The organism is Streptomyces sp. A1136, assembly GCF_004795055.1.
GTDB lineage: Bacteria > Actinomycetota > Actinomycetes > Streptomycetales > Streptomycetaceae > Streptomyces.
Genome location: NZ_SSBJ01000063.1, coordinates 1 through 26,296, shown reverse-complemented (window position 1 = coordinate 26,296; position 26,296 = coordinate 1). Strand labels below are relative to the sequence as shown.

Genomic DNA, 26,296 nt, shown 5'->3' with positions numbered 1-26,296 from the left:
GTCCTTCTCGGTTACGAGAGAAACCATAACCACCCGACCATCCAATGTCTACTCCAGCCGACACAGATTTCCGCGTGTTCGGGAGAAAGACAGTCACCCTCGAACGAAGCAAGGACACAGACGCCGACCCCACGGCACGCGCCCCCCACCGGGACCCCCCAAACGGACCCCGGCCAAGCCCCTGAAGAAGGCCGGCGGTCAGGCCCGCGAGGTCGAGCCGGCCCGGCCCGGTTCAGGCGCTGCGGGGTTTGCGGCCGGCAGTCTTCTTCGTCGGAGTCTGCTTCGCGGCCGTCTTCTTCGCCGCTGTCTTCTTGGTGGTTTTCTTCGCGGCGGGCAGGTCGTGGACGGTGGCATCGGCGCCGGTGCGGGAGGCTTTGGCGTGGCTGACGGATTTCTCCAGCATGGCCATGAGGTCCACGACCTCCGCCGAGGCCGGGGCGGGAGTCTCGACCGGCTCGGGGCGGGTGCCGGCGGTCTTGGCCTCGATCAGTCTTTCCAGCGCCTCGCGGTACTCGTCGTGCATCTCGCCGGTGTCCCGGCCGGCGAGGGTGTCCGCGAGTGCGATGGCCGCCTCGATCTCCTCGTCGGAGACCTCGACGTCGGGGACGTCGACCTGGGAGGCGTCGCGGATCTCGTCCGGCCACCGCATCCCGTGCAACACGATCACATCGTCAAGCACGCGCAACAGTCCGAGCCGCTCCCGGTCGCGCATCGCGAACTTGGCCACCGCCACCTTCGAGGACCGCTCCAACGCCTGGCGCAGCAGTTCGTACGGTTTGGCGGCGACGCCTTCGGCGGCCAGGTAGTAAGAGGCGCCGATGCGGATCGGGTCGATGCTCTCGGTGGGCACGAACGCGACGATCTCGATGGCCTTCGCCGTCGGCAGGGGAAGGGCGTCCAGGTCCTCGTCGGTGACCGGGATGATGCCCACCGCCGTCTCGTATCCGCGGGTGATCTCCTCCGAGGTCAGCTCCTTTCCGTCGGCCTCGCACACCTTGCGGTAGCGGATCCGGCCTCCGTCGGCGGTGTGGAACTGGTGGAGTGAGATCGAGTGCGACTCGGTAGCCGGAAATACCTTAATCGGAATCGTGACCAGGCCAAAACTGATCGCACCAGACCAAATAGGGTGCATTTACGTTTCTCCTCGCGAGGGCTCTTAATCCAGCCTCGCACCATCACCGGTACCTCCACCGCCCCAGCGGGACCGCCGGGCCCGACACCCTGTCGTGTCCTCCGGCCGGCAGCGCACGCCTGTGGCGGTGGAGTCCGTCGAGCGTTGATCCGGCATGGACCAAGACTTCCTCGACGCGCTCCTCGATGCCGCAGGCGAGACCCGACTCAAGCCACTGACCGAGGACGAAACCAGAGCGGTCATGATGGTCCTGGGCGCCCTCGAGGACGAGACCCGCTCAGAAGAGGTTCGCCGGGCCAGGCGAGATGCGCTTCCGCCTCGGATCATGCCTCGGAGCCCCAGCGGCCTACGGCCCGATGCCGTCGTGACGACAAGCCCCGACGCGGCGTGGCCATGACCGGTCTGCCACCTCAGCCCGCAGCCGTGTCCGGATCCGCCCCGAACCGGGGCACCTCCCGGGCCGCTAGGTCCAAGCGCAGGCGTTTGAAGCGGACGGGGTGCCGGTAGATCCCGCCGTGGTCGACGGCGGTGTCGGCGCTGATCTCGGCGACCAACTCGGGGCAGACCAGGGTCACGTCCAGGACGTCGCGGCTGCCCCACGCCGAGCCGAACCGCATGCCCGTCCAGGGATGCCCGGAGTCGGCTTCGGTGATGCTGCCTGCCGGAGAGCACCCGGGATGCCTCACGCCTGGCGGTGCTGTGCCTCCCTCAAACGCTCTCTGCACGCCGTACACAGGGTTCCCACCCACCCCGTACCTATGGGTGGAGGTCTGACACCTGACACCTGACACGGCCACCGCCGCGCGGTGACACCACCCCTCGCGCCATGCCCGGCAGGGCGGAACGTGTCAGACGTCAGAACCAGGGGCCCGGCCCTGAGAGCTCGGGGTACCCGGGGAGGGGCGTGCATCCCAACCCCTTCAACGAGCCGCAGCAGAACCGGTTCCGCCACCACCGCCCGTGAGCCGGCCAGGGGCAGGCAGGGACGTGTCCGGCACGACGGAAGAACCGTTTAAGCGGCATGAACCACCCCGGCGACCTCGACGACCAGGAATGGCACGCGGTCCGCACCCTGCTGCCCCGCCACGTGCCAAGCGGCCCCGACTACCGGACCATCGTCAACGGCATCCTCTGGCAACAAAGCGGCGGCCGCCGCTGGCACGACCTACCCACCCGCTACGGACCCTGGCACCGGCGCCGAACGCCTACGCCTGTGGAACACCGACGACACCTGGCCGAAGATCCTCACCCTCCTCGTCACCAGCCGTGCCCTCCCCCACGGCACCGGCAACCCCCAAACACCGGCCGGGAACGCGGGAGAACCCGACGCCGACGACTGGAACACCCCCTGGCTCACATAAGCCCGCAAAGCAGGCCCCCGGGACGGCAGTGCGCACACAGTCCGAGCACAACTGACGATGCCCTTGTAGACACACTGCTTGGCGATGAGCCGGACCCTTTGAACGCGCCGGCTTCGATCTGACCGGCAGCCGCCGACTCAAGCTGTGCATGTCGGCCTCCTGAGCCAGGTCAAGGAGCGGAGCGGTGACGACGGCTCGGACGGTGCGGGGAAGGGTCGGGATAATGCCGCGATGATGCCCAGAAGCCTCCGCAGGGCCGAGCGGTCAGCCGGGCCGGGATGCAATCCGGCGGCGGGCAATCCCCCAGACTTCCTCGAACTCCCCGGATCACAGGGCCTTCGGCGTCGACCTCGAAGTAGAACCAGGTGGCTTCCTCGTCCCAGTAGCAGGCCATCGATGTGGTCACCGGTCGATGATGAGGTGCCGGCACTGCTGCCATGACAGTCCCGCCGAAGGGGAGCAGTTCGGGATCGGCTGGGCAGCGGCGACGACCTGTGTCCTGTCACATTCCAGTTGCCAGGTGGTGCGGTTCTGACCAGCAGGCCTACCAGATGGTCTGGTAGTGCGGTCCAGTGTCGTTCTCAGACGAGTTGGCCTTCTCGAAAGGAATCGCGAGGCGGGGATCCGAACCCGAGGCACTCGGCGTCCCAGACACGGCTGTGGACCGGTCACCCCGCGGCCGGGCGACGAGGCCCGTCGCGCTGAGCACGCCAGGCGGCGAGCGCTTCGGCATGGCTGCCGGCCGGATGCTTGGCATACCAGTCACGCAGAAAGCGGTTGAGCTCGAACTGCGAGCCGATCTCCTGAAGCTGGGCAGCGGCTTGGCGCGTGGCGTGCCAGTGGGCGACGGCATCGGCCAGTATGCGCCCTGCACCTTCGGCTACGAATTTCCGCATGTAGGCGTCGAAGTGGAAGCCCTGGCCGATCTCGCGGCGGAAGTACTCGCGCAGCACCTGACTGCACCGCTGGCCCTCGGGAATCACGGTGAACCCGTTCACTGGCGCGGCGAGCTGGCGGCCAGCGCTGCGCGTCCGGGGCGGCGTGGCCGGCGGGGCGACGCCGTCCAATGCGGCCCGTAGCCGCTCCGTCAGTGCCGCTTTCCCACCGCCCCGCGGCACCCCGAGCTCGCGGGCAAGCACGGTCAGCTCGGCCAACGTCCAGTACCAGCGGGACAACTCGTCCCCACTCAACGCCGCACTCAGCTCTGGTCGCGTCTCAGCATCCGTATTCGAACTCACGTCCCCATGATAGGAGGGGTGACACGCCCCGGCGCTCGACGAGACGAACCGGCGACCAGCCGCGACGCGGTGAGAATCCGGCGGCTCGGGTGAGACCGAGTGAGAATCCGCCAGCTGCACTGGGACAGGACAACCTGCAAATCTCAACTCAATGTCGGATCCGACTCCGATCCGACAGCAGCCGTGCGATGCCGACACGAAATTTGAGACCCTACAACCGGTGTAGGTTCTCGCTTGCGGTGTCGTATCGCGATGCTGTGACCTGCGGGTGTTGGCGTTGCCTCACGCGGGTTGGCCAGGGTTCCGTCTCACGGCCGTGTCATTTCCTCGTGGCCCTCCCTATTCCCTAGCCTGCAGTCCGGTCCTCTTCAGGGTCATCCAAAGAGCAGTTCGACATTGGAGTCGACGCAGATCCGACCGACGTACAGTGGGCAGTGCTGGAACCGCTGTTGCCCAAGGGCAAGAAGCCCGGCCGGCCGCCGATATGGACCCGCCGTCTGCTGATCGACGGCATACGGTTCCGGGCCCGCACCGGCATCACTTGGCGGGACGTACCCGAGAAGTATGGGCCCTGGGGCCGGGCATACGACCTACTCTGCCGCTGGCAGCGAATCGGCACCTGGCAGCGGATCGTCCGACCTGGGACATCAACGTCGATTCCACCGTTGTGCGCGCCCACCAGCATGCCGCCGGGGCGCGGAAAAAGGGAACCTGCAGAAGGAGCCGCCCGGCGGCATCGCCACCGAGCCGGACGATCACGGGCTCGGACGCTCGCGCGGCGGCCCCGACCACCAAGCAGCGCCTGACCGTCGAGCAGCGCCACAAGCACATGTCGATTGTGATCACGGCCGGACAGCGCGGCGAATCGCCGCAGTTCGAGGTCGTCCTGGGCCGCATTCGGGCCCCCGGCTGGGTCCAGGGAGGCCGCGCGTTCGCCCCGATCGGGACGGGGCCGACAAGGCGTACGCCTCCCGTAAGGACCGTGCCTACCTGCGCAGAGGCGGTATCCGCTGCACCATCCCGGACGAGGCCGACCAGGCTCGGTAAGGAACGCGGCTCCCGCGGCGGCCGTCCGTCGACCCGGCGGACCACAAGGCGCGGCATGCGTGGAGTGCGTACGAATGGCTGTGACCACTCACACGGCTCGTTCCATGCAGACCAGCTGGTCTCGCTCGTCCCACGACTCGGTGACGGTGAATCCGAGCCGCTCGTACAGGGCGATCGCGCCTGCCCGCCACTTCCACACCGACAGCCCCACCGCGCTGACGCCGCTTTCCGCAGCATGCACGAGCGCGGCACTGACCAGGCTGCAGGCGATGCCCCGCCCCCGGAACGCCGGGTCCGTCCAGAGCCTCTTGACCTCGGACCGTCCGTCGACAGGGGCGGTCACCACCAGGCAGCCCACCGCGGTGCCCCCGCTCGACGCCAGCAGTACGACATCGTCAACAAACACGGCCTGTGGATCCGCGATCTCTACCCGGTATCGGTCCGGCAACCCATCCACATCGGCGACAGCCTCACCCTTCTCAGCCTGCGTCTGCACATGGTAGGCCGCCAGCAGCTCTGCCAGCCCATCCCGGGCGGAAGGGGCCTGACCTGGCCAGCGGATGATGGCAACCTCGCGTTGATCAGTCATGACGTGAGCATCGCATGACACATGTAGGGCGAGAACGAGTATCTTGATCCACTTTCGGTACACGCCTAGCTTGTCGTTTAACGTCCGGGCATCGAACGGGCTCGAACTTGTCCGGCGTCTTCCCATTTCACCGGACATGTCAGGGGCCATGGCCTGATCCTGTGGGCAGGGTCGCTGCGGCACGGAGGCCGTCGTGGAACTGGTCGAGCTCAAGGGTCAACGAGACGTGAGCGCAAGGGTGATGGAGTTCCGATCGGAGCTGTACGCATACATGGTCTCCAGAAGCGACGCACTGTTTGAGTTGTGCGATGTATTGCTGTGCTCCGAGGGGCCGGTCCGTACTCTCGTGGACCTGGCCCTCGCGCCCGAGCATCGGAGGGGCCACGGCGCTCTGTACTCCGGGCTGAACCGGGGCTGGATCGATGTCGCGCGGCTGCGGCGGCCTGACCGGGGTGCCTCTGCCCAGGGCCGCGGACGGCCGCCTGGTGTTGGCGGTGGACGTATCCCCGTGGCTGCGGCCGGATGCTGATACGTGCTCGGACCGCTCCTTCTGCCATACCTGCGGCCGGGGCCCGGGCAAGCACCAGATGGTTCCCGGCCGGCCGTACTCGATCATTGCCGCCCTGGAGACCGGCCGTACCTCGTGGACGGCGTTGCTGGACGCGATCCGACTGGAGCCCGGCGCGGACCTGGCCGACGTCACCGCCGACCAGGTCCGCGACGCCATCGACGTCTCGTGGAAGCCGGCCAGTGGCGGCAGGGCGATCCTGATGTCTTGGCAGTCCTCGACGCCGGCTACGACGCACCTCGAATCGCCCACCTCTTGGTCGGTCTTCCGGTCGAGGTGCTGGGTCGGCTCCGCTCGGACCGGGTGGTACACAAGCCCGTCCCGCTGCCGCGGATCTGCCCACCGCAAGGCGGCCGCCCGCCCAAGCATGACGGCGAGTTCGTCTTCGGCCGACCCGAGACCTGGGGCGAGGTCACCGCGGTGACCGTCACCGACACCGACCGACACAGGACCGCGACCGCGCAGGCATGGCATCGACTGCACCCCCCGGCTCACCCGGCGGGCGGCGTGGCGCGGCTCGACGCCTCATCCATGCGCCACGCTGGCCTCGCCGGCGACCACCTCGCCGATGTCGCCGACGCCACCGAGCAAGGCATCCACCGCATCAACACCAACCCCCGACTGTGATGGTCATTCCTCGCCCATACCGGCCTGACCATCCACCCACCCACACCCACCGAGCTTACGAAAAGATCAGTAGTACGGCGCCTGCCGGCTGCGACCGCGCTGGATCCCACTGCTTCACGCCCCTGCACACGCCCTCCCGACCGGCCGAGACGGGGCGGACAGTGTCGGCTTCCGACTCCAAGCCAAGCGGAGGGGTGATGTGTGTTGCCGAGCGGTGTCGTGAAGTGGTTCGACTCTGACCAGGGGATCGGTCTCATCAGCCGGCAAGGGGGGCCTGACGTGCAGGCAGAAGCCTCAGCGGTCCATGGAAGCGATAACCGTCTGCGCCAGGGCGAGAAAGTGCTGTTCGACATCGTCCTGGACAGTGCGGGGCTGCGGGCCGACAACATTCACCGTCTCAAGGGCGGGAGGGACGGCGCGGCCCCAGCCGGCTCAGCGGAACCGTCTGACGGCCAAGCCATCGGTGTCGCCCGTCCCGACCAAGCGCAGCGCGCCGCACTCGCCCAACCTCGACATCGAGTGGGCCCGGTAGGGGCTGACGGCGTGCGAGCCCGGCTCGGTGTGATCCCCGGTGCGAATATCGCTTGCAGTCGGAGAACGCCGGAGGATACCTGATCTTCAAGATCGACGAGCAGAAGAACCAGATCGTCGTCGCACGGACCGGGGTGCCGCCCGCCCACGACGACTTCGTCGAGGCATTCCCGGAGCGCGAGCCCCGGTACGCCGTCAATGTGGTCCAGTACAGCGCTCATCGCGACGACGACATCCGTGCGGTGACTGTCTTCTCCTTATGGCTGCCAACGGACAGCCCAGTCAAAGCCCAGATGGTCTACACCAGCAGCGCCGCGGCCGCCCCGTTTGCGGAACGGTCTCTGTAACGCTTCCCGAACGGAATCTGTGAGGCCCTCAGGCCGGCAGGAGTGGCGACCAGTGCCCCGCCCCTCCATAGGTGTTCTACCGGCAAGGTTGTGGACGGGTGCAGGTCACGGTTGAGGGATCTCGAACGGGTGAGGGCCCTCCGGGTTCGTGTGGAGTGCGACGTCTACACCGACCGGAAAGGCCCTCGCGGCACACCATAACCCCCGCCATGACCAGGCCCGGACAGCCGTACCTGGCCCGCTGCGAGGTCGAGGCCGGCCGGCCACTGCGCCGGGCCGCCGAACACTTCCAGGTCTCACCCACCACCGGCGAGCGTGGGCCGCCGTCACCGCGCCCTCGGCGAGACAGGGCATGAGTGACCGGGTCCTCGCGCCCGCACCACAGACCCCGCCGAACCGCGCCCTGCCCTGCCGGCACGACTGAAGAGGTGGCCCGGGTCACCGATCTGGCCCAACTGCCGTAACCGGCTACCCGCCCGTGCTGTTTGAAGGGGCGCACGTGCCGTACTCCTGCGGCAGGTCCACATTCACTAGGAGATTTTGATGTCGCGTATCACAAAGGCCGTAGCCGTTACCGCCTCAGCCGCTGCCATCCTCGCCGGCGGCGCCGGTCTGGCGGCCGCGGACGCCACCGCCGAAGGCGCCGCCATCGGCTCCCCCGGCGTCCTGTCCGGCAACGTCGTCCAGGTCCCCATCCACATCCCCGTCAACATCTGCGGCAACACCGTCAACGTCGTCGGTCTCCTCAACCCCGCCTTCGGCAACGTCTGCATCAACAAGAGCGGCGGCGACAAGGACCACTACAAGGGCCAGCAGCACGGCGAATACTGACGAACACCAGGCCCTGGACCCGGCGCACTTCGCGCCGCTATCCCAGACCGCCGTGTGAACCAGCCGCAGCGCACAGCCCGGTACCGATCGGCCTCCCCCACGTCGTCCAAGGGCAGGCCGGCTCCCGTACCGGGCTGTGCGCTGCGGTTTCCGCGATTTAACGAAACGGCTCCGCCCTCGGGGAGGGGGAGCCGTTTGCCGTATGCGGTTGGAGGTGTGGGTCAGGCGCTGACCTGGGCGTCAAGCGTTCGGAACGCGCCGGAACCCTATTCGATCTTGGCTATTGCCCGCGTGCCGTGGTGAATCTGAACGCAAGCAGCCACCCGTGGGGCGGCCGCGGCTGTGACCCCCTCGGAACCGCACGGCGGCCCGGGGGGCCGGCGCCACCGTCAGATGGCGCCGGCCCTCCGGTAGCACCCTCGGACGAAGACGCACTGCGCCCGCGCGGCGTTTGTCTGCACCTCCGGGCGTGCCCGTATGGGGGCATCCTCGGCAAGCCGGAGTGTCTCCGGCAGAGGAAAGATCGTTGGAACGGCATGAACAACACTGCCAAGCGCGCCCTCGCCACCGCCCTCACGACCGCCTGCATCCTCGGTCTCACCGTCACCACCGCAGCGGCGGCACCCACCAACCCTGACGCCCGCATCGCGGCCCCCTCCGACGGCGTCGTCGAACGTGTCGTCGACGGCCTCCTCGGCACCCACAACAACAACGGCGTCCTCAGCAACGGCCCCAGCCGCGTCAGCAATGGCCTCCTCGGCGGCCTTCTCGGCGGCGGCGGCAGCGGCTCGCTGGGAATCCTGTAACGGCGGCCTCGGCGGGCTGTCGCCGACAATTGCGCCCGGCCCTGCCGACCGCTCACCCAGCAGCTGCAACCCGCCCTCCCCGACCAGCAGCGCGAACGCCAGGCCACCCTCGGCATCGATTGGGACGGTAGGGCGGCAGGGAGCCTGTCCCGGTTCGGCCGGATCCTTCCGGCCGAGCTGGCCCCCACGGCGCCAGTTAATCGCTGCGCTCGGCGCTTGCCCGCATCGATCCACATGCCTCGCCGCCCTCGCCTGGACGGCCCTGGCCGTCCAGGAGGCGACCACGGCCGGGGCGCAGGCCACGCAGGCCGCGACGCAGGCAGGGATGACGCCCTCTGCCCGCGTCTATGACCGCTCGGGGGCGGCTTAACGTGACGTGCCGACGCCGGGAGCACCACATCGCCTCTGATCCGGTCGGCCGCGAACACGCACTCGTACCGCGGCCGGCCCCTTCCTGCCCTGGACCTCATGCGGTAGGCCGGGCCCCGATTCCGGCTCGCGTAGCGGGGCATGCGCGACATATGAGCCTGCCGGGCGGAAGGAGGAGCAAATGAGCACAGCCGTCCTGGATCAGCCCCTGTCGCGTACCGCCCAGCCTGCCGCCTCTGCACGTGACGCCGCGCGCGCCTTCCTCGCCCGCGCAGCCCGCCTGCGAGCCCCCGCCGGGAACGAGAGCGTTGACAATGTGCTCCTGGTGGTGGCCGAGCTCGTCTCCAACGCGATCCGACACACCGTCGGCCCCTGCGCTCTGCACTTGGAACTGCTGGACCACTCCATCGACGTCTGCGTCGCCGACCGCAGCCCCCAGCCTCCCCAGCCCCGCACCCCCGGTACCGGTGGAACAGGCGGGTGGGGGTGGTTCCTGGTCAGGCGACTCGCTTCCCACATCCGCATTAAGCCGGTGCCGGAAGGCGGCAAGACCATCTGCGCGGAGCTCCCCTGGTAGCAGCTTCGCCACCTGCTCATTGACCGGTGAGGTCCACGTCATCGGCGTCCTCGAGCCCGGCCGCGGCGAGGAAGACGCGGATGTCGGCCGGACGGTGCGCGACCCCGATCGCGACGCCGTCGTAGCGGACCCGGCGCCAGCCCTGGGCGTCCGGCGGGTACACGATCAGCTTGGCGGCCATGCGCCCAGCTTTCGCCCCGTTTGCCCGAGAAGCACCTGGCCACGTCTGAACGGATGACCCGACCCCCGTCGGCCGCAAACCCTAACCAGCGTCGCCCAAGGGCACTACGGATGCGGAGAAGGGGCCTCGCCGTGACCGGGGCTGACGGGTCCGGGGCGTGGCATCACGCCCCAGACCCGACGGCTTCCCTGCCTCGGGGTCCACGCGCACCTTCGCACCCGTTCCAGGCCCGGAGGGTGCGAGTGGTGCCGGGAGGCCGGTGTTCACCCGGGTGAGGCCGGCAGGGGTCAGACCTCGCCGCGCCAGGATCCGGTCTCGCGGCCGCGGTTCTCGATGTAGTCCTTGAACCGCTTCAGGTCGCCGGTGATCTGGCGTTTGACGATGCCGAGCTTGTCGCCGACGGTCTCGGCGAGGCCGTCCGGTTCGTAGTCGAGCTGAAGCATCGGAAGGTGACGACGCCGGCGTGCTTGACCTCCCCGCCCAGCGTCGTCCACGCGACCCGCTCGAAGCTGCATACCGCCACGTACGAAAGCCGGCAGCAGGCCCGCAAGGCGCCGGCGACGAACAGTCGCTGCCGGTTGATCCGGCGCGGTACACACTCGGGACGGCGCCATCCATGCAGCTGCGGTGGCCGCCTTTGCCCGGCGGCCACCGCGGAAGGATTACGCGGGGGCCGTGTCCTGGCTGCCGGTGTGCGCGACAAGGGCGTGGGCCGCAGTGGGGTGGGCGGGCAGCAGGGCGCTCAGGCCGGTGAGGTCCAGCAGCCGCTCGAGGCGGTCGGGGACGGCGGCAAGGACCAGGGTGCCTTCGACTGCCTTGGCGCAGCGGAAGATGCCGACCAGCGCGTTGAAGCCGGAGGAGTCGCAGAAGGTGACGGCTGCGAGGTCCAGGATCAGGTGCCGGTGGCCTTGTTCGATCAGGGCCAGTGCCTGGACGCGCAGGCGGGGGGCAGTGGCTATGTCGAGTTCCCCGGCGACGCGGGCCAGGACGAGGTCGCCTTCGGTGTGCTGTGCGGTAAGGCTGAAATCGGTCACGGTCGGCTCTCCGACGTCTCGCCGGCGGGGGCGATGGTGTGGGCGGAAACGGTCGCGGTGAGGCCGTCCGCGGCGTGGGCGAGGGGGACGGACAGGGCCAGCAGGGCGACGTCGTCACCGGCCCCGTGGGGCATGGCGTCGATGAGGTCGACGGTGTCCCCTATGACCGCCGCCGCGCTGACGGGCCCGGTGCGCGCGGCGAGGAAACGGGTCAGGCCCTCTTCGCCGATCATGTCTCCCCCCAGGGTGCGGGCCTCGGTCAGCCCGTCGGTGTAGAGGAGCAGTCCTTCGCCCGGGGCGAGGTGAACGGTGAGGGAGGCGAAGTGCGCGCCGTCGAGCGCGCCGATGAGCATGCCTCCCTTGGGCTGCACCGCTTCTACCGCTCCAGAGGCGCGCAGGTGGTAGGCCGGGGGGTGCCCGCCGGTGGCCACCGTGACGGTGAACCCTTCCCTCTCGTGCGGTTCGAGGACGCCGAAGACGGCGGTGCAAAACCGGGTGCCGACAGCCGGGTCGAGGAGCAGCGCCGTGTTCAGCGAGGTGAGGACGATATCGGGGTCGGGGTCGATCAGGGCGGCGGCGCGCAGGGTGTAGCGGGTCAGGGAGGTCAGGGCGGCGGCTTCTGGGCCCTTGCCGCACACGTCTCCGAGGAAGAACGCCCACCTCTTCCCGCCGAGGGGGAAGACGTCGTAGAAGTCGCCGCCCACGTTCTGCGGGGAGGCGGTGGCGTAGTGGCATGCCAGCTCCAGGCCCGGTACCACCGGCAGTGCCGGCGGCAGCAGGGTGCGCTGGAGGGTGGAGGCGAACGCCTGGATGGCGTTCTTGTCCTGGTCAGCGCGCTGCCGGGCCTCCTCCTGCTCGATGCGCCGCTCTTGCTCGGTGCGCAGGGCGTTCAGCGCCGCCAGGCGCATCTCCAGCTCGTCGAGCACGATCGCGGCCAGGTCCGCGAGGGTGGCGGTGTCGTCCTCGGTGATAAGGCGGGGCTTGGTGTCAAGAATGTTGACGGTGCCCAGCCGGTGCCCGTCGTGCGTGATGATCGGCGCGGCGGCGTAGAAGCGGACGCCCATCGGCCCGGTGACCAGGCCGTTGTTGAAGGCGACGGGGTCGGTGAGTGTGTCCGGGATCACCAGTGTGTCGTCGGCGAGGATCGCCGAGCCGCACAGGCCCGGCTCCCGGCCGATCTCGCTGACGCCTTCAAGGCCGTGGGCGGCCTTGAACCAGATCCGGTCCTCGTCCACGATCGTCACGCTCGCCACCGGCACCTTGAACAGCCGGGCCGCCATCGCCGCGACGCGGTCGAACGCGCCGTCCGGAGGGGTGTCGAGGATGTCGTAGCGGCGCACCGCGTCCATCCGGGCCGCTTCTTCCACGGCACTGGGCGTCTGCCGCCCCGGCTTGCCCGCCGGGCTGGTCGCGTGTTCCGCTTGCGGCATCGTCTGTCTCTCCTGACCGCGCCGGCCTCGGTGGCCGACGACGGCCGCAGCCTAGACCAGTCTCCCAACGTCAAGAAAACCGATCGCGAGTAACCGTGCCTGGCACGTCCGGCAGGTAGACGATCCGTTTGGCGGACATGTGCCAGCCTCCGCTCCGTCCCTGCACGCGGCACCCGGAACGGCTGATGGTCGGGAGCCGCCCTCGTACAGCCCGAGCGGCCCTTGCGGGCCCGAGGCTGCTATATCAAGTCAAGCTACTTGAGGAAGATCTCCAGCGGTGATCTGTTGTGTGGGCTGATCTCCTCGTTCGAGGATCTTGAACAGCTGCCTGGAGATCACGCGCTTCAGGCAGCGTTGTGCGTCCCGGGAGGTCTGCCCTCGGTGATCCTGCGGGCGACGTACGCCTCCGTGGCAGGGTCGAGCCGCATGCGGATCAGGGTGATGGTGTGTATGCCCGGGTTGAGCTGCCGGTCTCCGCTGCGGTTGAGGCGGTGCCGGTTGGTGAGTCCGGAAGATGCAGGGATCGGGAAGACGCCGGCGAACGAGGCGAAAGCTGCTTCCGAGCGGAACCTACCCTGAGGGGACCAGCTGACCAGGACCTGGGCCGCGGATGTCGGCTCGACGCCGAGCAGGCCGAGAAGCTCTGGAGCCATCTGCCTCACCAGGGTCAGGATCTCCTTCAACGCATCAGCGTCCTGTTCGCCATGCTCCGCGACGGCACCTTCTACGAGTCCAGAACCCGCACCGTCGCCCTCGCCGCAGGACCGTCCCAATCGCTTCGAACCGGGCACCACGTCCTTGACGAAGGACATAGAGACACCCCCCGACGTCCCGGGCAGGCGCCGAGGGAGCTGGCTGCTCGGGACCAAAGTGGAGGGAACGATCAAGGCGCTGAAGAATGGTTCCGGTCGTAGCCCGCGCTTCGGCAACCGTCGACATCGGCCATGGGCCGTCGCCCTCGCCCTGATCGGAGTCCGGCGCGCGCCCGTCGTTCGCCGGCGGGGCTTATGCGAGGTCGCTTCGGAACCAGTTCCAGGAACTGGTGCTTTCCCACTTCTTGGCCGGGGGGTTGAAGCCGGTGGCGGTGCCAGTGAAGGACCACAGGCCGGTGCGGTTGGTGCCGTCGGCCTGCCGGCCGTAGTTGTAGAGCACGCCGACGTCGGTCTTGCCATCACCGTCGAAATCACCCGATGTGACCTTGCTCGCGTCCGCGTTCCAGCTGTCGCTGCCCGAGTCCCACTTCTTGGCGGGGCCGCCGAAGCCGGAGCCTGTGCTTGTCATCGTCCACAGCGCGGTGTGGTTGGTGCCGCCGGCGTCCTGTCCGTTGTCGTAGAGGACGCCGATGTCTGCCTTGCCGTCGCCGTTGTAGTCGCCGACCGTTACCTTGGAGCGGTCCCAGTTCCAGGAGCCGGTGGTGCGGTCGTCGTTGTCCCACTTCTTGACGGGGGCGTTGAAGCCCGCGCCGGTGCTGGTGAGGGTCCACAGCGCGGTGATGTTCTTGCCGTCACTCTGCTGTCCGTTGTCGTAGAGGACGCCGATGTCTGCCTTGCCGTCGCCGGTGAAGTCTCCGGCCACGACCTTGGAGCGGTCCCAGTTCCAGGAACCGGTGGTGCGGTCGTCGTTGTCCCACTTCTTCACCGGCGCGTTGAAGCCCGCGCCGGTGCTGGTGAACGTCCACAGCGCGGAGAGGTTGGTGCCATCGGCCTGCTGGCCGTTGTTGTAGAACACGCCCACGTCGGTCTTGCCGTCACCGTCGAAGTCACCCGAGGTCAGCTTGGACCGGTTCCAATTCCAGGAACTGCTGCTGTCCCACTTCTTCACCGGCGCGCTGAAGCCGCTTCCGGTGCTGGTGAAGGTCCACAGGGCGGTGTGGTTGGTGCCGTCCGCGTCCTGACCGTTGTTGTAGAGGACCCCGATGTCCGACTTCCCGTCGCCGTTGAAGTCGCCCGTCGTCACCTTCGAGCGGTCCCAGTTCCACGAACCGGCCCCGGAGGCCACGTTGTCCCACACCTTCACAGGAGCGTTGAAGCCGCTGCCGTTGCTGATGTACGTCCACAACGCCGAGTGGTAGGCCCCGCCGCCCTCCTGGCCGTAGTCGTACAGCACGCCGACATCGGCCTTGCCGTCACCGTTGAAGTCGCCCGAGGCTTGGGTGGTGGTGGACCGGTTGGCGGTGAAGAGGGAGACCTCGGCGGAGGCGGGCCCGGTCTGGCCGGCGTCGTTCACGGCCTTGACGGTGAGGGTGTGCGGGCCGTCGGCCAGACCGGCGGTGTCGAGGGTGATCGCGTACGAGGGGCCGGCGCCGGTGTCGGTGCCGACCGCCGTGCCGTCCACGTAGAAGGTCGCGCCGGTCGGGGCACCGACCGCGTCCGTCACCGAGGCGGTGAGCGTGACGGGGCCGGTCAGTACGCTGCCTGCGCCCGGGCCGGTGACCTTGGAGAGCGGCGGAACCGGGCTGGGGTAGGGGTCGGCGTCGTCCGCCCCGAGCCCGGACGACGGCCCGCACAGCGGCCAGGCCCGCTCGCCCTGTCCCTTCAGTACCTTTTCGCCGATCAGGATCTGCTGCTGCTTCGTGGCGCGGTCCGCGCGAGAGGCGTAGGACAGGCCTCCGTAAGCCTGCCAGGTGGACTGGGAGAACTGGAGACCGCCGAAGTAGGTACCGGTGGAGTCGATCGCCTGCCAATTGCCAGTTGCCTCGCACTGGGCGACCTTGTCCCAGGTGGCGAGAGAGGCGGCCGTGGCAGGTGCGGCGGCCAGGAGAGAGCCGGACATTCCGGCGACGGAGGCGAGGGCGACGGAGGCGGCGAGGCGGACGCGCGAGGCAGGGCGGGGCATCGGGATTCTGCTCCTGGAGCTGGAGGTGGGGGCGCCGGAGGACGCGGGAGAGGGGTGCGGTGGTGCGGGGGGGGGTGCGGGCCTGGGCGGCGGAGGGGTTCCCCGCCGCCCAGGCCCTACGGCCGGCCCGTCAGGCGAGCTTGCTGGCGTCCCAGTTCCAACTGCTGCTGTTGGCGCTGTCCCAGGTCAGGGCCGGGTTGTTGAAGTCGCTGCCCGTGCTGGAGAACTTCCACAGGCCGGTGCGGTTGGTACCGTCGTCCTGCTGGCCGTAGCCGTAGAGCACACCCACGTCGGTCTTGCCGTCGCCGTTGAAGTCACCCGAGGTCAGCTTGCTGGTCTTCGAGTTCCAGCTGTCGCTGCCGGAGTCCCACTTCTTGGTGGGACCGTTGAAGCCGGAGCCCGTGCTGCTGAAGGTCCACAGGGCGGACACGTTGCGGGAGTCCTCGGTCTGGCCGTTGTCGTAGAGGACGCCGACGTCGGCCTTGCCATCGCCGTTGTAGTCGCCCACCGTTACCTTGGAGCGGTCCCAGTTCCAGGAGCCGGTGGTGCGGTCGTCGTTGTCCCACTTCTTGACAGGGCCACTGAAGCCGGTACCGGTGCTGGTGAGGGTCCACAGCGCGGTGATGTTCTTGCCATCGGTCTGCTGACCGTTGTCGTACAGCACGCCGACGTCGGCCTTGCCGTCACCGGTGAAGTCTCCGGCCACGACCTTGGAGCGGTCCCAGTTCCAGGAACCGGTGGTGCGGTCGTCGTTGTCCCACTTCTTCACCGGCGCGCTGAAGCCGCTACCGGTGCTGGTGAACGTCCACAGCGCGGAGAGGTTGGTGCCATCGGCCTGCTGGCCGTTGTTGTAGAACACGCCCACGTCGGTCTTGCCGTCACCGTCGAAGTCACCCGAGGTCAGCTTGGACCGGTTCCAATTCCAGGAACTGCTGCTGTCCCACTTCTTCACCGGCGCGCTGAAGCCGCTTCCGGTGCTGGTGAAGGTCCACAGGGCGGTGTGGTTGGTGCCGTCCGCGTCCTGACCGTTGTTGTAGAGGACCCCGATGTCCGACTTCCCGTCGCCGTTGAAGTCGCCCGTCGTCACCTTCGAGCGGTCCCAGTTCCACGAACCGGCCCCGGAGGCCACGTTGTCCCACACCTTCACAGGAGCGTTGAAGCCGCTGCCGTTGCTGATGAAGGTCCACAGGCCGGTGTGGAAGCCGCTGTCCTCCTGGCCGTAGTCGTACATGACGCCGACGTCGGCCTTGCCGTCACCGTTGAAGTCGGCCTGGAAGGTGGAGGTGGCCTCGCCGTTCGAGGTGATGACCTGGGCACGGGAGGTGCCGGTGTTGCCGTTGGTGTCGGTCGCCTCGACGGACACGATGTGCTTGCCGTCCGGGACCCGGCTGGTGTCGAAGGCGTAGCCGTACGGGGCCTTCGTCAGTTTGGAGCCGACCGGCTTGCCGTCCACGTAGTACTGGACGGAGGCGACCGGGTACGTGCCGGCCGTGGTCGACGCGGACAGATTCGCCACGCCGGAGGCGGTGGCCCCGATACCGCTCAGGCTGACCTTCGGCGGGGTGGCGGCCTGGAGCTTCGGCGAGATGTAGGCGCTGATGGTCTGGCCCCAGGGCGCCTGGCCCACCCGGTAGGAGGTGGTCGAGTAGGTGCTGACCATGCCCTCGGGGTTCGTGCTGTGGCCCTGGTTGCCGCCGGTGATGGTCACCACGTCGCCGCTGACCGCGGTGACCATGGCGACGTGCTGGGCGTAGCCGTTGGAGTACCCGTAGACGACGGCGTCGCCGACGTGCGGGGTGCTCGACTTCGTGCCGTACTTGACGCCGTACTCGTAGAAGCTCGCGGCGCCGTCGTTGAGGGTGCTCATGCCCGTGACGTTGTAATGGGACCAGACCCAACCCACGAAGTCGGCGCACCAGGCTTGTGACTGGCCGCCGTGGCCGTCGCAACTGTTGCTCTGGTTGACGTTGTCGTCATAACCACCGTTGGCGCACGGGCCGTTGCCGTTCTGGCTCTTGGCTAGGGCGGCCATCTGGTCCAGCTCCGAAGCGGCATGGGCGGGCACCATGGCGAGACCGGTAATCGCTGCGGCGACGACGAGCGCGGCGAGACCGCTCTTCAGACGGAGGGGGGTCTTGGTGCTGGACATGGCGGTCTCCTCGAATCGGGCACGGCGGTGCCCTGGTGATGGCGTCGGGTGGTGGGAGTGCGCTTACTGCGGTACTGCGTCGGGACTCCAACGCGGGGTGTTACCCGGCGGGAGTGGCGTGCGCCGGACACCCGATCGGAAGTTCAAGGGGTGGCGACGGTGAAACCGTGCGCGGCGATGGGGGCGTCGGCCCGGTTGAGCAGGGTGCGCATCTGCTGCAGGGCCGATGCGTCGCTGTGGGCGCGTACGAAGAGAAAGAGGTCCAGCCCCTGCTCGGTGGGGCGGGGCCGGATGTGTTCCAGGCCGTCGGCGAGTGTGGCGTGCGCCCAAAGCAGGTCGTGGATGAGAGGAGCGGTCCCCTGGGGGGTCGGTCCGGGAAGCGTGCGGTGCAGCGAGGCCTGGATGACCCGCACGAGGGTCAGTCCCAACCGATGACGCGCTTGTCGGCGGTGGCCGAGTCCCACCCGATGACGGTGGAGCCGGCGGCGACCGCGCCGGCCGAGTCCCAGCCGATCACGCCGGGGCCCGTGACGGGCGCGGCGGAAGCGGCGGTGACGGCGCCGGCGGAGAGCAGAGCGGCGAGGCCGGCAACAGCGATGAAGCGGGTGGTACGAGACATGAGATCCCCCTGGGCGTGCCGATGGCGCGGTGTGCGGTGCGGGTGGTGCGCGCTGCTCCGGCACGGTCTTTCGACCCTGGCCTCGGGTGGGGCTCCGTGCCCCGCCGTCCCGGTGATCACCATCTTGCTGCCCCCTCCGTACGGCAGGAAGGGGGTGCGGCTGTCACCAGGCTGCCAGGCACCTTGATGCCGCCCGACCTGCCACCCAGCAGGCCGACTAAGATCAGCCAGGGCGGTTCGACCCACCGTCCGCACGAAGCAGCTGGGGGGCTGAACATGCTGGAAGCACTGGGGCTCGATGGGGACGTGGAGTCCGTATACCGGGGGATGCTGGCGGACCCGTCAGGGGGAGTGGCCGAGCTCGGTGCGCGTCTCGCACTCTCCGAGGCCCGTGTACGCGATGCTCTGGACCGGCTTGTCGACCTGAACCTCCTCACCTCCTCCCGTGAAAGCTCCGGCGGACTGCGGGCCGTCAGCCCCGAGGTGGGCTTGGAGCTGATCCTGCGCCGCCAAGAGGTGGACTTGGCGCGGCGTCAGCAGGAGCTGGCCGCCGGCAAGGCGGCGGCGGCCCGGGCCATCGCCGAATACGCGCACCTGCGCCCGAACACGGAGACCGACGGCACGGAGCGGCTGGTGGGGATGGACGCCATTCAGACGAGGCTCGAGCTCCTGACCCGTGATCTCGCCGAGGAATGCCTGGCAATCATCCCGGGCGGCGCCCAGTCCCAGGCCAGCCTGGACGCCTCGCGGCCACTGGACGAGCAGGCCCTGGCGCGGGGGGTCGAACTGCGGGCCGTCTACCAGGACAGCGTACGCAACGACCCGGCCACGCACGCCTATGCCCAATGGACCACCGAGCGCGGCGGCCAGGTGCGCACCAGCCCCATGCTGCCGCCGCGCCTGCTGGTCTTCGACCGGAGCATCGCCGTCGTCCCTATCGACCCGGCCAACTCCCGGCTGGGCGCGCTGTGCACCACGGCCCCGGGCATCGTCGCCTCCCTGATCACCCTCTTCGAGCAGACCTGGGAAACGGCGGTGCCGCTGGGCGCCGACTTCAAACCGCCGGCCGGGGACGGCATCAGCGCCGGCGAGCGGGAACTGCTCAAGCTGCTGGCGTCCGGGCTGACGGACGAGGTCGCGGGCAAGCGCCTCGGTGTCTCACTGCGCACCGTGCGACGTCAGATGGCCGGTCTGATGGAACGCCTGCACGCCACCAGCCGGTTCGAGGCGGGCCTCAAGGCGGCCCAACGCGGCTGGCTCTGACCGCCTGCGGCGGCTCTGAGGGGTGACTTGGTAGCGCGAGATCCTCGGCAACCTCACGCTCCGCATGCGCACCGGTCTCTTCTTAACCAGTCGACAGGGGGCCGCCACAGTGTCGTTCGGCCTGACCACGGGTTCCAGGGGCGGCTTGCCGAGGGGATCAACGTCGCCGGTGCTTTGCCCGCAACTTCAGGAGGACCACTACGAGCCCCGTGGCCCACACGATGAGGAGGACGACCTGGCCCCATCCCGGCAGGTCCGGCCGGCCATCACCGGCCGGCGGCAGCGACCCGGACGACATGATGGTGTTCATTCCATCCTGCTTCCCCACAGCCCACCGCACATGCCCCCCTGCCAACTCCTTCGGCTTCACAGTGCTGTGCTCAGCCGGGTAGGGTGCGTTCGCCGACGCACCCTTCAAGTCGAAGAAGAACATGCACATCCTGGACGACCGCTCAGGTCTGTCGCCGCGCGCCCTCGCCCTGCTCGATCGCACCGGACATCGGCAGGAGCCGACGGAGCCCAGGCTTCCCACGGAACTGCTACGGGTCCGCGACAACAAGGGCCTGCTGATCACCGCGCCGCTGGAACTGGTGATCCGGCGCGAAGGCTTCGCTCAGAGGTACGGCGGACTGCGCTACACCGTGCGAAGAAGCCTCGCGGACGCGATTCACGGGCGCTCGGCAAGCAGTCTCGATTGGAGCCACGAGCTGGGATCGAACGTCTGGGCCGATCCCGTTCGGGGTTGGTTCTTCGACTGGCACGGACCGCAGGCCGCGCACCCGATCCGCTACCTCCTCCACACCGACGGCCGCGTGGGAGCCGAGAACACCGCCGGCGACGGTGTCTTCCAGGAGACGGACGCATCCATGATCCACCGAATCGATTCCCACGCCCTGATGGACGAAGTCTCGGCTTGGGATCCGTGGCCGATCGACGGCTGCGGCCTCACTGTCGCCCGGCACCTGGACAACCTCGGCGAGGTCACCGAAGCATCAGGCCCGATGCTGAACTGGCGGATGTCCGACGCCGTCGCCGTCAAGGAGTTCGCCTACGTGAGCACGGAGTTCCCGCGCGAACGTCAGGCGTGGATTTGGTCCCGCGGAGAAGACGGCCACCGGCAGGTCAGCGCAGCAACCGCGCTCGCCGCGAGACAGGAGGACCAGCGGACTGCCTGAGGAGGCGCCGAGCAGGAAGACGGAAGGCCATCACCGCGACGGTTGACCCTGACGCAGGGGCAACCTCTCAGCATGGTTGGCACGACATCAAAGGACAAGGCGAACCGAGACAACGGACTGCGCACGACCTATTCCTGGCTACCGGGCCAAAACCCGGCCCCGGCGCCCGACTCATCGTCAGGTCCGGCGTGGTTGTTTCTCCGGGGATGAGTCAGAGCGGCGTTCTCAGCCAACTCCCGGCCTCGCATGGCCGGCCGGCGATGAACCGCAGACGCCGCACAACCCGCCCGGCGATATCGCGCCTGCCCCACCAGCCGCCCCTGACAACCTGGTGACCGTGCGCCCGTACTGCGGGCAGGGCCACGCCGCCGTCCCCGCAGCCTCTTGCGTGGCCTGCCCGGGCCGACTTTGGGGACGCGGATCTTCTCCAAGACCGGCTTGAACTGGGTGCAGTCGGCTCTTTGACCTGGAGTGATGACTAGAGAGCGCGGACGGCAGCGGCCGTCCGCGCTCAGATGGACCTTGCTGGTGAACCCGCCCCGCGAACGGCCCGAGCCCTCACTTCCAGCACCACCTCCACCAGGCGGCCGACGAGGCTCTGCCACGGCGTCTCGTTCTGGTGTTCCACCTCGTCGGCGCCCTGAGGCGGGCGTAGGGGGCGGATCGGTGCGGGCGCCGGCCGCGTGCTGATGCGCGCGGACGATGGTGGAGCCCACCGAGATGTCCCAGTCGATTTCACCTGCCGCGTCAGCTGCGGCCTGGACCTGCTGGAGCAGGCGTTCCCAGGTGCCGTCAGCCGACCACGGCCGGTGGCGTTCGTAGACGGTCCTCCACGGGCCGAACCGCTCGGGCAGGTCCCGCCACTGAACGCCGGCCCGCACCCGGTGCGGAATCCCGTCGATCACCTGATGGTGATCCCGCCACCGGCCACAACGACCGTTGCTCACCGGAAGGAACGGACGCGGCCGGCCCCACTCGGCATCCGTCGGATCGCCCCGCCCCATGTCCACATCAACGATCGGTGGACGACCTAGTCACAGCCCGGACAAGTCCTAGGCGCGGTCCCGGCTGAGTTCCGCCGATTCGGCTGCCTCGCAGCGTGCGGGCGGCACGGCTTCGGCCGTCGTGGTGTACACAGCTTCGGCCGGCAGGCTCCGCTCCAGGGCGAGCAGAATGACGGCCCCTGCCATCGAACTCGCCGCCAGCACCAGCCAGGGCAGCCGGCCGTCGACGGCCAGCAGGCCGGTGAACAGTGACGGTGCCAGGGTCTGGGACAGCGCCCAGGACAGCTGGTAGGTGGCCAGGTAACGGCCGCGCGCCTCGGTGGGAGCGGCGGTCACCGAGAGAGCGCCGGCGCTCGGGCTGTGCACCAGTTCGCCGATCGTGTAGAGGACCAGAAGCCCGACAAGGCCGGCCATCACGCCTTGGCGGGGGATGCCGCCCAGCAGCGCGTACCCGAGGAACGCGGTGGCGAAGACCAGGGCGCCGACCGCGGCCACCCGGGTGCGCCGGGCGAAGCGCCTGCTGACTCTCCCGACCGGCACGCCGGCGAAGGCGCAGAGCGCGGTGTTGACCGCGAACAGCGGACCGGCCACCGAGGCGGGCAGGTCGAACTGGCTCACGGCGTACACCGGCAGCAGCACGCTGAGCGCCGAATAGCCCAGGGCTATCAGGAAGTTGGCCAGGGTGAGCCCGGCGTACGGGCGATCGCGCAGCACCTTGCGATAGCCGGCCCGCTGCCGACCGGTCGCGGGGCGGACCGGGTGGGGGGTCCTGATCCGCAGCCCGAACAGTGCCGCGACGAAGAAGGTGGTCGCGTTCAGCCAGGCGACCGCCAGGAAGCCGCGGTCACCGCCGAGTTGGACCAATCCGGCGGCGAGCAGGCCGCCGGCGCCGAGGCCGGCGTTGTTCACGCTCCGGGCGAGTGCCATCAGCCGGTCCCGGTGCTCCCCCTGGGCGAGCTCGCCGATCAGGGCCTGCTGGGTCGCGGGGAACGCCTGGGCGCCGGCCGCGGTGAGGGTGGCGACCAGGGCGAAGACCGGCAGGGTGGTACCGAGCGGGAAGGCCAGGAAGCCGAGGCCGCGGACCAGATACAGGGCCAGCCGCACCTGCCGGGCACCGAACCGGTCGACGGCCCAGCCGCCGACCGGCATGGCACCCATCGCCAGCAGCCCGGCAGCGGTCAGGACGGTGCCGATCGTCGGCAGTGGCAGTCCGGTGATCCGCTGGAAGAAGACCAGGCTGAACGGCACGTACATACCCGTGCCCACCGCGTCCACCAGCATCCCGGCGACCAGGTTCCGCTCGCCGGGCACCCGGCGGTCCTTGACCTTCATGCCCTCTCCTCAAGTGCGGGGTGAGGCACGGACGCGGGCGGTCTTTCCCGGCCGGTCATGTCGAACAGCAGCTTCGCGGCCGCCCTCGCCCCGTCGGTGCGGATCGTGGCGGCCACGGCGGCCGCTCGTGTGCGGGTCCCGGGGGTCAGGGCCGTCTCGAGTGAGGCGGACAGGGACTCGCAGGTCAGGGTCGGACCGTCGTGCGCCGCGCCGATGCCCAGCTCGGCCACCCGGCCGGCCCAGTACGGTTGGTCCGCCATCTGGGCTGCCACCACCTGGGGCGCGCCGGCCCGGGCAGCCGTCGTCGTGGTGCCCGCGCCGCCGTGGTGCACGACGGCGGCCACCCGGGTGAACAGCACCTGATGGTTGACCTCGCCGACGGCGAAGCAGTCGTCGTGGTCGTCGGTCGGGGCCAGGCCGGCCCAGCCGCGGGAGAGGAGGACGCGGCGGCCCTGCGCGCGGACCGCCTCGACGGCCGCCCGGGTGACGCTCTGCGCGTCGCGGACGGGCATGCTGCCGAAGCCCACGTACACCGGGGGTTCGCCGGCGTCCAGGAACGCCTCCAGAGCGGCCGGGAGCGGGCTTTCGTCCGGCCGAATCCACGCGCCGGTCTGGACCACGTCGAGGTCGGCCGGCTGCGGCCACGGGCTCAGGGTCGGGTCGGCCGCCAGCCATGGGCGGTCGGTGAAGACGTGGTCGCGGACATTTTCCACCGGGGGCAGGCCGATCGCGGCCCGGTGGGTGTTGACCGCCTCGCCGAACAGCGCGTTCATGTGCTCGGTGTTCAGGTCCCACAGCACCCGGTTGTCGGTCACCTCCGGCGGGAGCGGCCGGCCCGGCCACGCGAGCGGCGGGTGGTGCGGCGACGGCAGGTAGGTCGGGAAGTAGGCGGCGAACACATAGGGAACGCCCAGCTCATCGGCCACCGCCCGCGCGGCGGCCGCGGCCGGGATCAAGCCGGTCGCCACCACGACGTCGCATCGTTCGGCCACCGCGGCGACCGAGTCGTACGTCGCGGCGAGCATCCGGGCCGCACGCTCGGAGAGGCTCTCCACCGGCAGCGGCTTCCCCGTCCCGGTCACCGCCCTGGTCGCCATCGCGCGCAACGACTGGCCGAGCGGCACCAGTGGGATGCCGGCACGGTCCAGCAGCTCCGCGAAGTCCGGCGGGGCGCACATCTGCACCTCCGCGCCGAGTGCCCGCAGTTCCGCCCCGAGCCCGAGCATCGGCTCGATGTCCCCGCGTGACCCGTAGGCCACCAACAACACACGCATATCAGGATTTCCCTTGCTTTCCATGGATTCCGGTCTTGGCCGGCGGGGCGTCGCCCGTGGTCTTGCTGTAGCCGAGGGATTCGACGATCAACCCGTCCCGTACCAGCGTCAGGCTCACGCCGCGGGCCGAGTCGGTGGGTCCGTCGCCGAAGTGGTGCCGCCGGCGCACCGTTGCCCGTTCACCGGTGATGACGCCGGCCTCCGGCTCGAACTGGATCGTGTGGTCCTCGGCGAGTGCCCGGCAGAACTCCGGGCACTCGGCGCGGCCCTCGTAGCGAGCTCCGTCAGGAGCCGGCTCCCTGGCCTCCATTACGCAGTCGTCGGCGATCAGGTCGGCGAGCGAGGAGGCGTCATGCTCGATGAAGGCGCGGTTGAAGCAGTGGATGACCTCGGCCGTGGTAGGGAACGTCAATGCCGCAACTCCTCGGAGGCGGAACGATCGGCCTGCCATTTCCCGTTCGGGCCCGGCCGGGCAGCCGGGCTTCCGGACGGTGCAGGTCCCGGCCCGGGCCGACGGCCGGGCACCCCCGGTGGCCCGAAAGGTCTGGTTCGGCCGGTGCCTGCGGGTCGTCGGGTCATCGCGTCTCCTGCTGAAGGCCGATGCCCGCCTCCTCGACCGTGGTGGCGGGAGCGTCGATCGCCTGTTCTGCGGCGCGGCTGACGTGCTCCCATGCCGCCCAGGTGTCCATGCGCTTGCGGGCGATGTCAAACGCGAGGTCGTAGACCATGCTGCCCAGGAGCAGACGCAACGGTGGCGCGTCGCTGTCGACCAGCTTGAGCAGCGCGGCTGCGGCGAGCTTCGGGTCGCTGTCGACTGAGCCCTCGGCGAACTGCTTGGCCAGCTCCTCCCGCAGCGGGGCGTACGCCTCCAAAGGGATCGTGTTGCGCATGGCGGCGTAGAGGTCGGTCCAGTAGCCGCCGGGCTGAATGATGCTTACCTTGACCCCGAAGCCGGCCGCCTCTGCGGCCAGGGCTTCGCTGAGCCCCTCCAGGGCGAACTTGCCGGCGCTGTAGAGACCGGTGCTGGGGAAGCCGCCCAGGGCGGCGATGCTGGAGACCTGCACGAGGTGCCCGGAGCCCTGTTCACGCAGGACCGGCATGACGGCCTGGGAGACCCAGAGGGCGCCGAAGAAGTTGGTGTCCAATTGGGCCCGGGCCTCGGCCTCGGTGAACTCCTCGACCATGCCCATCGACAGCATTCCGGCGTTGTTGACGATGATGTCGAGCCGCCCGAAGTGGGCGACCGCCTCGGCGACGGCGGCGAACACCGCGTCGCGGTCGGTCACGTCCAGCCCGAGAGGCAGCACCCGCCCGGGGTGGGCGGCCGCCAGTTCGTCGAGCAGGGCCGTGGTGCGGGCGGCGACCGCGACGCGGTCGCCAACTGTCAGCGCCGCCTCGGCGAAGGCGCGGCCGAGGCCCCGGCTGGCGCCGGTGATGAACCAGACGCGGCTCGTGGTGTCGGCTGAGACGTGCATGTGCGGTACTCCTGTCTGAGGAACGAGACGCCCCGGGTTCAGTCCGCCGGGGTCTCGGGTGTGGGAGTTTCGGTACGGGCGCCGCACCGCCCACGGACCACCGCGCGGCGGTTCCGGCCGCTGTCGATCTTCCAACTCCCCACCGCACCCATCAACGTCGAAGATCAGTAAGATCCGATAACTGAGGCTTATGACGGGGGTCGGCACAGGTGGAAGTTCGCGACATCGAGATCTTTCTGACGCTGGCCGAGGAACTCCACTTCGGCAGGGCCGCCGCGAGGCTGCACCTCACGCAGGCCCGTGTCAGCCAGGTGATCGGACGCCAGGAGCGAAGGCTGGGCGGCTTGTTGTTCGACCGTTCCAACCGCCGCCAGATCCGCCTGACACCGCTCGGCCGGCAGCTACGCGCCGACCTGCGGCCGGTCTACGCGAACCTGCGCGACAGTCTCGAACGCGCCCGGATGACCGCCCGCGGCAAGACCGCACGCCTGCGCGTCGGCAT

Annotated in this window: 27 protein-coding genes and 3 pseudogenes; 11 read left to right on the top strand and 19 right to left on the bottom strand. The window is 69.2% G+C overall.

The window, feature by feature from the left end:
• Nucleotides 1–232: 232 nt before the first annotated feature.
• Nucleotides 233–1,132, bottom strand: coding sequence for a Ku protein (locus E6R62_RS34995; RefSeq protein WP_136217507.1), 900 nt, complete (start codon nt 1,130–1,132; stop codon nt 233–235).
• 410 nt (nt 1,133–1,542) lie between these two features.
• A complete protein-coding gene (locus tag E6R62_RS34985; RefSeq protein ID WP_206308937.1) occupies nt 1,543–1,818 on the bottom strand; it encodes a hypothetical protein in 276 nt (91 codons plus the stop codon).
• Between the two features lie 335 nt (nt 1,819–2,153).
• On the opposite strand from E6R62_RS34985, the gene E6R62_RS42305 reads away from it, so the two are divergent.
• A complete protein-coding gene (locus E6R62_RS42305) occupies nt 2,154–2,615 on the top strand; it encodes a transposase (protein WP_136217506.1) in 462 nt (153 codons plus the stop codon).
• Between the two features lie 546 nt (nt 2,616–3,161).
• On the opposite strand, the gene E6R62_RS34970 is transcribed toward E6R62_RS42305, so the two are convergent.
• Nucleotides 3,162–3,731: a DUF6434 domain-containing protein gene (locus E6R62_RS34970; protein ID WP_136217504.1), complete on the bottom strand. Its 570-nt coding sequence runs from the start codon at nt 3,729–3,731 to the stop codon at nt 3,162–3,164.
• 434 nt (nt 3,732–4,165) lie between these two features.
• Here E6R62_RS34970 and E6R62_RS41515 point away from each other — a divergent pair, with 434 nt between their 5' ends.
• A complete protein-coding gene (locus tag E6R62_RS41515; protein ID WP_240802077.1) occupies nt 4,166–4,537 on the top strand; it encodes a transposase in 372 nt (123 codons plus the stop codon).
• Between the two features lie 329 nt (nt 4,538–4,866).
• Here the strand turns inward: E6R62_RS41515 and E6R62_RS34960 are convergent, their stop codons facing one another.
• Nucleotides 4,867–5,367 carry an N-acetyltransferase gene (locus tag E6R62_RS34960; protein WP_136217503.1) on the bottom strand — a complete coding sequence of 167 codons (501 nt, stop codon included), beginning with the start codon at nt 5,365–5,367 and terminating at the stop codon, nt 4,867–4,869.
• 241 nt (nt 5,368–5,608) lie between these two features.
• Between E6R62_RS34960 and E6R62_RS42130 the strand changes: the two are divergent.
• The 6 genes and pseudogenes from E6R62_RS42130 to E6R62_RS34930 form a co-directional block, all read left to right on the top strand.
• Nucleotides 5,609–6,446: pseudogene (locus E6R62_RS42130) on the top strand (transposase); the annotation flags it as partial.
• Between the two features lie 317 nt (nt 6,447–6,763).
• Nucleotides 6,764–7,177, top strand: coding sequence for a cold-shock protein (locus E6R62_RS42300; RefSeq protein WP_368773881.1), 414 nt, complete (start codon nt 6,764–6,766; stop codon nt 7,175–7,177).
• Nucleotides 7,147–7,440 (top strand): hypothetical protein, encoded by a 294-nt coding sequence (locus E6R62_RS34945; RefSeq protein ID WP_136217502.1) that lies wholly within the window; start codon nt 7,147–7,149, stop codon nt 7,438–7,440. The genes E6R62_RS42300 and E6R62_RS34945 overlap by 31 nt, the downstream gene beginning before the upstream one ends.
• Nucleotides 7,441–7,983: 543 nt before the next feature.
• Nucleotides 7,984–8,271 (top strand): chaplin, encoded by a 288-nt coding sequence (locus E6R62_RS34940; protein WP_136217501.1) that lies wholly within the window; start codon nt 7,984–7,986, stop codon nt 8,269–8,271.
• Between the two features lie 536 nt (nt 8,272–8,807).
• Nucleotides 8,808–9,077 (top strand): hypothetical protein, encoded by a 270-nt coding sequence (locus E6R62_RS34935; protein WP_136217500.1) that lies wholly within the window; start codon nt 8,808–8,810, stop codon nt 9,075–9,077.
• 550 nt (nt 9,078–9,627) lie between these two features.
• On the top strand, nt 9,628–10,023 hold the full coding sequence (locus tag E6R62_RS34930) for an ATP-binding protein (protein WP_136217499.1): 396 nt from the start codon (nt 9,628–9,630) through the stop codon (nt 10,021–10,023).
• A 16-nt stretch (nt 10,024–10,039) separates the two neighbouring features.
• Here E6R62_RS34930 and E6R62_RS40010 read toward each other — a convergent pair whose 3' ends face one another.
• The 9 genes and pseudogenes from E6R62_RS40010 to E6R62_RS34890 all read right to left on the bottom strand — a co-directional run bounded on the left by E6R62_RS40010 (nt 10,040) and on the right by E6R62_RS34890 (nt 18,271).
• Entirely contained in the window at nt 10,040–10,204 is a 165-nt protein-coding gene (locus tag E6R62_RS40010) for a hypothetical protein (protein WP_168714276.1), read from the bottom strand.
• A gap of 287 nt (nt 10,205–10,491) precedes the next feature.
• Nucleotides 10,492–10,709 (bottom strand): annotated as a pseudogene (locus tag E6R62_RS34925) (cyclase); the annotation flags it as partial.
• A gap of 157 nt (nt 10,710–10,866) precedes the next feature.
• Nucleotides 10,867–11,238, bottom strand: a complete 372-nt coding sequence (locus tag E6R62_RS34920; RefSeq protein ID WP_136217498.1) for an STAS domain-containing protein — start codon at nt 11,236–11,238, stop codon at nt 10,867–10,869.
• Nucleotides 11,235–12,668, bottom strand: coding sequence for a PP2C family protein-serine/threonine phosphatase (locus tag E6R62_RS34915; protein ID WP_240802076.1), 1,434 nt, complete (start codon nt 12,666–12,668; stop codon nt 11,235–11,237). The genes E6R62_RS34920 and E6R62_RS34915 overlap by 4 nt, the downstream gene beginning before the upstream one ends.
• Nucleotides 12,669–13,012: 344 nt before the next feature.
• Nucleotides 13,013–13,321: an IS110 family transposase gene (locus E6R62_RS34910; RefSeq protein ID WP_240802075.1), complete on the bottom strand. Its 309-nt coding sequence runs from the start codon at nt 13,319–13,321 to the stop codon at nt 13,013–13,015.
• Between the two features lie 352 nt (nt 13,322–13,673).
• Nucleotides 13,674–15,503 (bottom strand): transglycosylase family protein, encoded by a 1,830-nt coding sequence (locus E6R62_RS34905; protein ID WP_136217497.1) that lies wholly within the window; start codon nt 15,501–15,503, stop codon nt 13,674–13,676.
• Nucleotides 15,504–15,633: 130 nt separating this feature from the next.
• Nucleotides 15,634–17,652: an FG-GAP-like repeat-containing protein gene (locus E6R62_RS34900; RefSeq protein ID WP_136217496.1), complete on the bottom strand. Its 2,019-nt coding sequence runs from the start codon at nt 17,650–17,652 to the stop codon at nt 15,634–15,636.
• A 143-nt stretch (nt 17,653–17,795) separates the two neighbouring features.
• Nucleotides 17,796–18,080, bottom strand: coding sequence for a hypothetical protein (locus E6R62_RS34895; protein WP_240802074.1), 285 nt, complete (start codon nt 18,078–18,080; stop codon nt 17,796–17,798).
• Nucleotides 18,071–18,271, bottom strand: coding sequence for a hypothetical protein (locus E6R62_RS34890; RefSeq protein WP_136217495.1), 201 nt, complete (start codon nt 18,269–18,271; stop codon nt 18,071–18,073). The genes E6R62_RS34895 and E6R62_RS34890 overlap by 10 nt, the downstream gene beginning before the upstream one ends.
• Nucleotides 18,272–18,547: 276 nt before the next feature.
• On the opposite strand from E6R62_RS34890, the gene E6R62_RS34885 reads away from it, so the two are divergent.
• Nucleotides 18,548–19,534 (top strand): helix-turn-helix transcriptional regulator, encoded by a 987-nt coding sequence (locus E6R62_RS34885; RefSeq protein WP_136217494.1) that lies wholly within the window; start codon nt 18,548–18,550, stop codon nt 19,532–19,534.
• Nucleotides 19,535–19,691: 157 nt separating this feature from the next.
• Here the strand turns inward: E6R62_RS34885 and E6R62_RS34880 are convergent, their stop codons facing one another.
• Nucleotides 19,692–19,967, bottom strand: a complete 276-nt coding sequence (locus E6R62_RS34880) for a hypothetical protein (protein WP_136217493.1) — start codon at nt 19,965–19,967, stop codon at nt 19,692–19,694.
• Between E6R62_RS34880 and E6R62_RS34875 the strand changes: the two genes are divergently transcribed.
• Nucleotides 19,966–20,709, top strand: coding sequence for a hypothetical protein (locus tag E6R62_RS34875; RefSeq protein ID WP_136217492.1), 744 nt, complete (start codon nt 19,966–19,968; stop codon nt 20,707–20,709). The two genes, E6R62_RS34880 and E6R62_RS34875, sit on opposite strands and share 2 nt — an antisense overlap.
• Nucleotides 20,710–21,089: 380 nt before the next feature.
• On the opposite strand, the pseudogene E6R62_RS34870 reads toward E6R62_RS34875, so the two are convergent.
• The 5 genes and pseudogenes from E6R62_RS34870 to E6R62_RS34850 form a co-directional block, all read right to left on the bottom strand.
• A pseudogene (locus tag E6R62_RS34870) lies at nt 21,090–21,713 on the bottom strand (IS5 family transposase); the annotation flags it as partial.
• A 48-nt stretch (nt 21,714–21,761) separates the two neighbouring features.
• Nucleotides 21,762–23,045 (bottom strand): MFS transporter, encoded by a 1,284-nt coding sequence (locus tag E6R62_RS34865; RefSeq protein ID WP_136217490.1) that lies wholly within the window; start codon nt 23,043–23,045, stop codon nt 21,762–21,764.
• Nucleotides 23,042–24,319, bottom strand: coding sequence for a glycosyltransferase (locus E6R62_RS34860; RefSeq protein WP_136217489.1), 1,278 nt, complete (start codon nt 24,317–24,319; stop codon nt 23,042–23,044). The genes E6R62_RS34865 and E6R62_RS34860 overlap by 4 nt, the downstream gene beginning before the upstream one ends.
• A 1-nt stretch (nt 24,320) precedes the next feature.
• Nucleotides 24,321–24,731 (bottom strand): nuclear transport factor 2 family protein, encoded by a 411-nt coding sequence (locus tag E6R62_RS34855; protein WP_240802073.1) that lies wholly within the window; start codon nt 24,729–24,731, stop codon nt 24,321–24,323.
• 163 nt (nt 24,732–24,894) lie between these two features.
• Nucleotides 24,895–25,794 carry an SDR family NAD(P)-dependent oxidoreductase gene (locus tag E6R62_RS34850; protein WP_136217487.1) on the bottom strand — a complete coding sequence of 300 codons (900 nt, stop codon included), beginning with the start codon at nt 25,792–25,794 and terminating at the stop codon, nt 24,895–24,897.
• Between the two features lie 209 nt (nt 25,795–26,003).
• Between E6R62_RS34850 and E6R62_RS34845 the strand changes: the two genes are divergently transcribed.
• A partial coding sequence (locus tag E6R62_RS34845) for a LysR family transcriptional regulator (protein ID WP_136217486.1) occupies nt 26,004–26,296 on the top strand: 293 nt, incomplete at its 3' end.

Excerpts from the sequence above, each read along its gene's own strand:
- E6R62_RS40010 (WP_168714276.1), bottom strand. The coding sequence starts at position 10,204 with ATGGCCGCCAAGCTGATCGTGTACCCGCCGGACGCCCAGGGCTGGCGC.
- E6R62_RS34850 (WP_136217487.1), bottom strand. The coding sequence starts at position 25,794 with ATGCACGTCTCAGCCGACACCACGAGCCGCGTCTGGTTCATCACCGGC.
- E6R62_RS34860 (WP_136217489.1), bottom strand. The coding sequence starts at position 24,319 with ATGCGTGTGTTGTTGGTGGCCTACGGGTCACGCGGGGACATCGAGCCG.
- E6R62_RS34875 (WP_136217492.1), top strand. The coding sequence starts at position 19,966 with ATGCACATCCTGGACGACCGCTCAGGTCTGTCGCCGCGCGCCCTCGCC.
- E6R62_RS34940 (WP_136217501.1), top strand. The coding sequence starts at position 7,984 with ATGTCGCGTATCACAAAGGCCGTAGCCGTTACCGCCTCAGCCGCTGCC.
- E6R62_RS34960 (WP_136217503.1), bottom strand. The coding sequence starts at position 5,367 with ATGACTGATCAACGCGAGGTTGCCATCATCCGCTGGCCAGGTCAGGCC.
- E6R62_RS42305 (WP_136217506.1), top strand. The coding sequence starts at position 2,154 with ATGAACCACCCCGGCGACCTCGACGACCAGGAATGGCACGCGGTCCGC.
- E6R62_RS34880 (WP_136217493.1), bottom strand. The coding sequence starts at position 19,967 with ATGTTCTTCTTCGACTTGAAGGGTGCGTCGGCGAACGCACCCTACCCG.
- E6R62_RS34995 (WP_136217507.1), bottom strand. The coding sequence starts at position 1,132 with ATGCACCCTATTTGGTCTGGTGCGATCAGTTTTGGCCTGGTCACGATT.
- E6R62_RS34930 (WP_136217499.1), top strand. The coding sequence starts at position 9,628 with ATGAGCACAGCCGTCCTGGATCAGCCCCTGTCGCGTACCGCCCAGCCT.
- E6R62_RS34910 (WP_240802075.1), bottom strand. The coding sequence starts at position 13,321 with ATGGCTCCAGAGCTTCTCGGCCTGCTCGGCGTCGAGCCGACATCCGCG.
- E6R62_RS34915 (WP_240802076.1), bottom strand. The coding sequence starts at position 12,668 with ATGCCGCAAGCGGAACACGCGACCAGCCCGGCGGGCAAGCCGGGGCGG.
- E6R62_RS34935 (WP_136217500.1), top strand. The coding sequence starts at position 8,808 with ATGAACAACACTGCCAAGCGCGCCCTCGCCACCGCCCTCACGACCGCC.
- E6R62_RS34905 (WP_136217497.1), bottom strand. The coding sequence starts at position 15,503 with ATGCCCCGCCCTGCCTCGCGCGTCCGCCTCGCCGCCTCCGTCGCCCTC.
- E6R62_RS34885 (WP_136217494.1), top strand. The coding sequence starts at position 18,548 with ATGCTGGAAGCACTGGGGCTCGATGGGGACGTGGAGTCCGTATACCGG.
- E6R62_RS34900 (WP_136217496.1), bottom strand. The coding sequence starts at position 17,652 with ATGTCCAGCACCAAGACCCCCCTCCGTCTGAAGAGCGGTCTCGCCGCG.
- E6R62_RS34890 (WP_136217495.1), bottom strand. The coding sequence starts at position 18,271 with ATGTCTCGTACCACCCGCTTCATCGCTGTTGCCGGCCTCGCCGCTCTG.
- E6R62_RS34865 (WP_136217490.1), bottom strand. The coding sequence starts at position 23,045 with ATGAAGGTCAAGGACCGCCGGGTGCCCGGCGAGCGGAACCTGGTCGCC.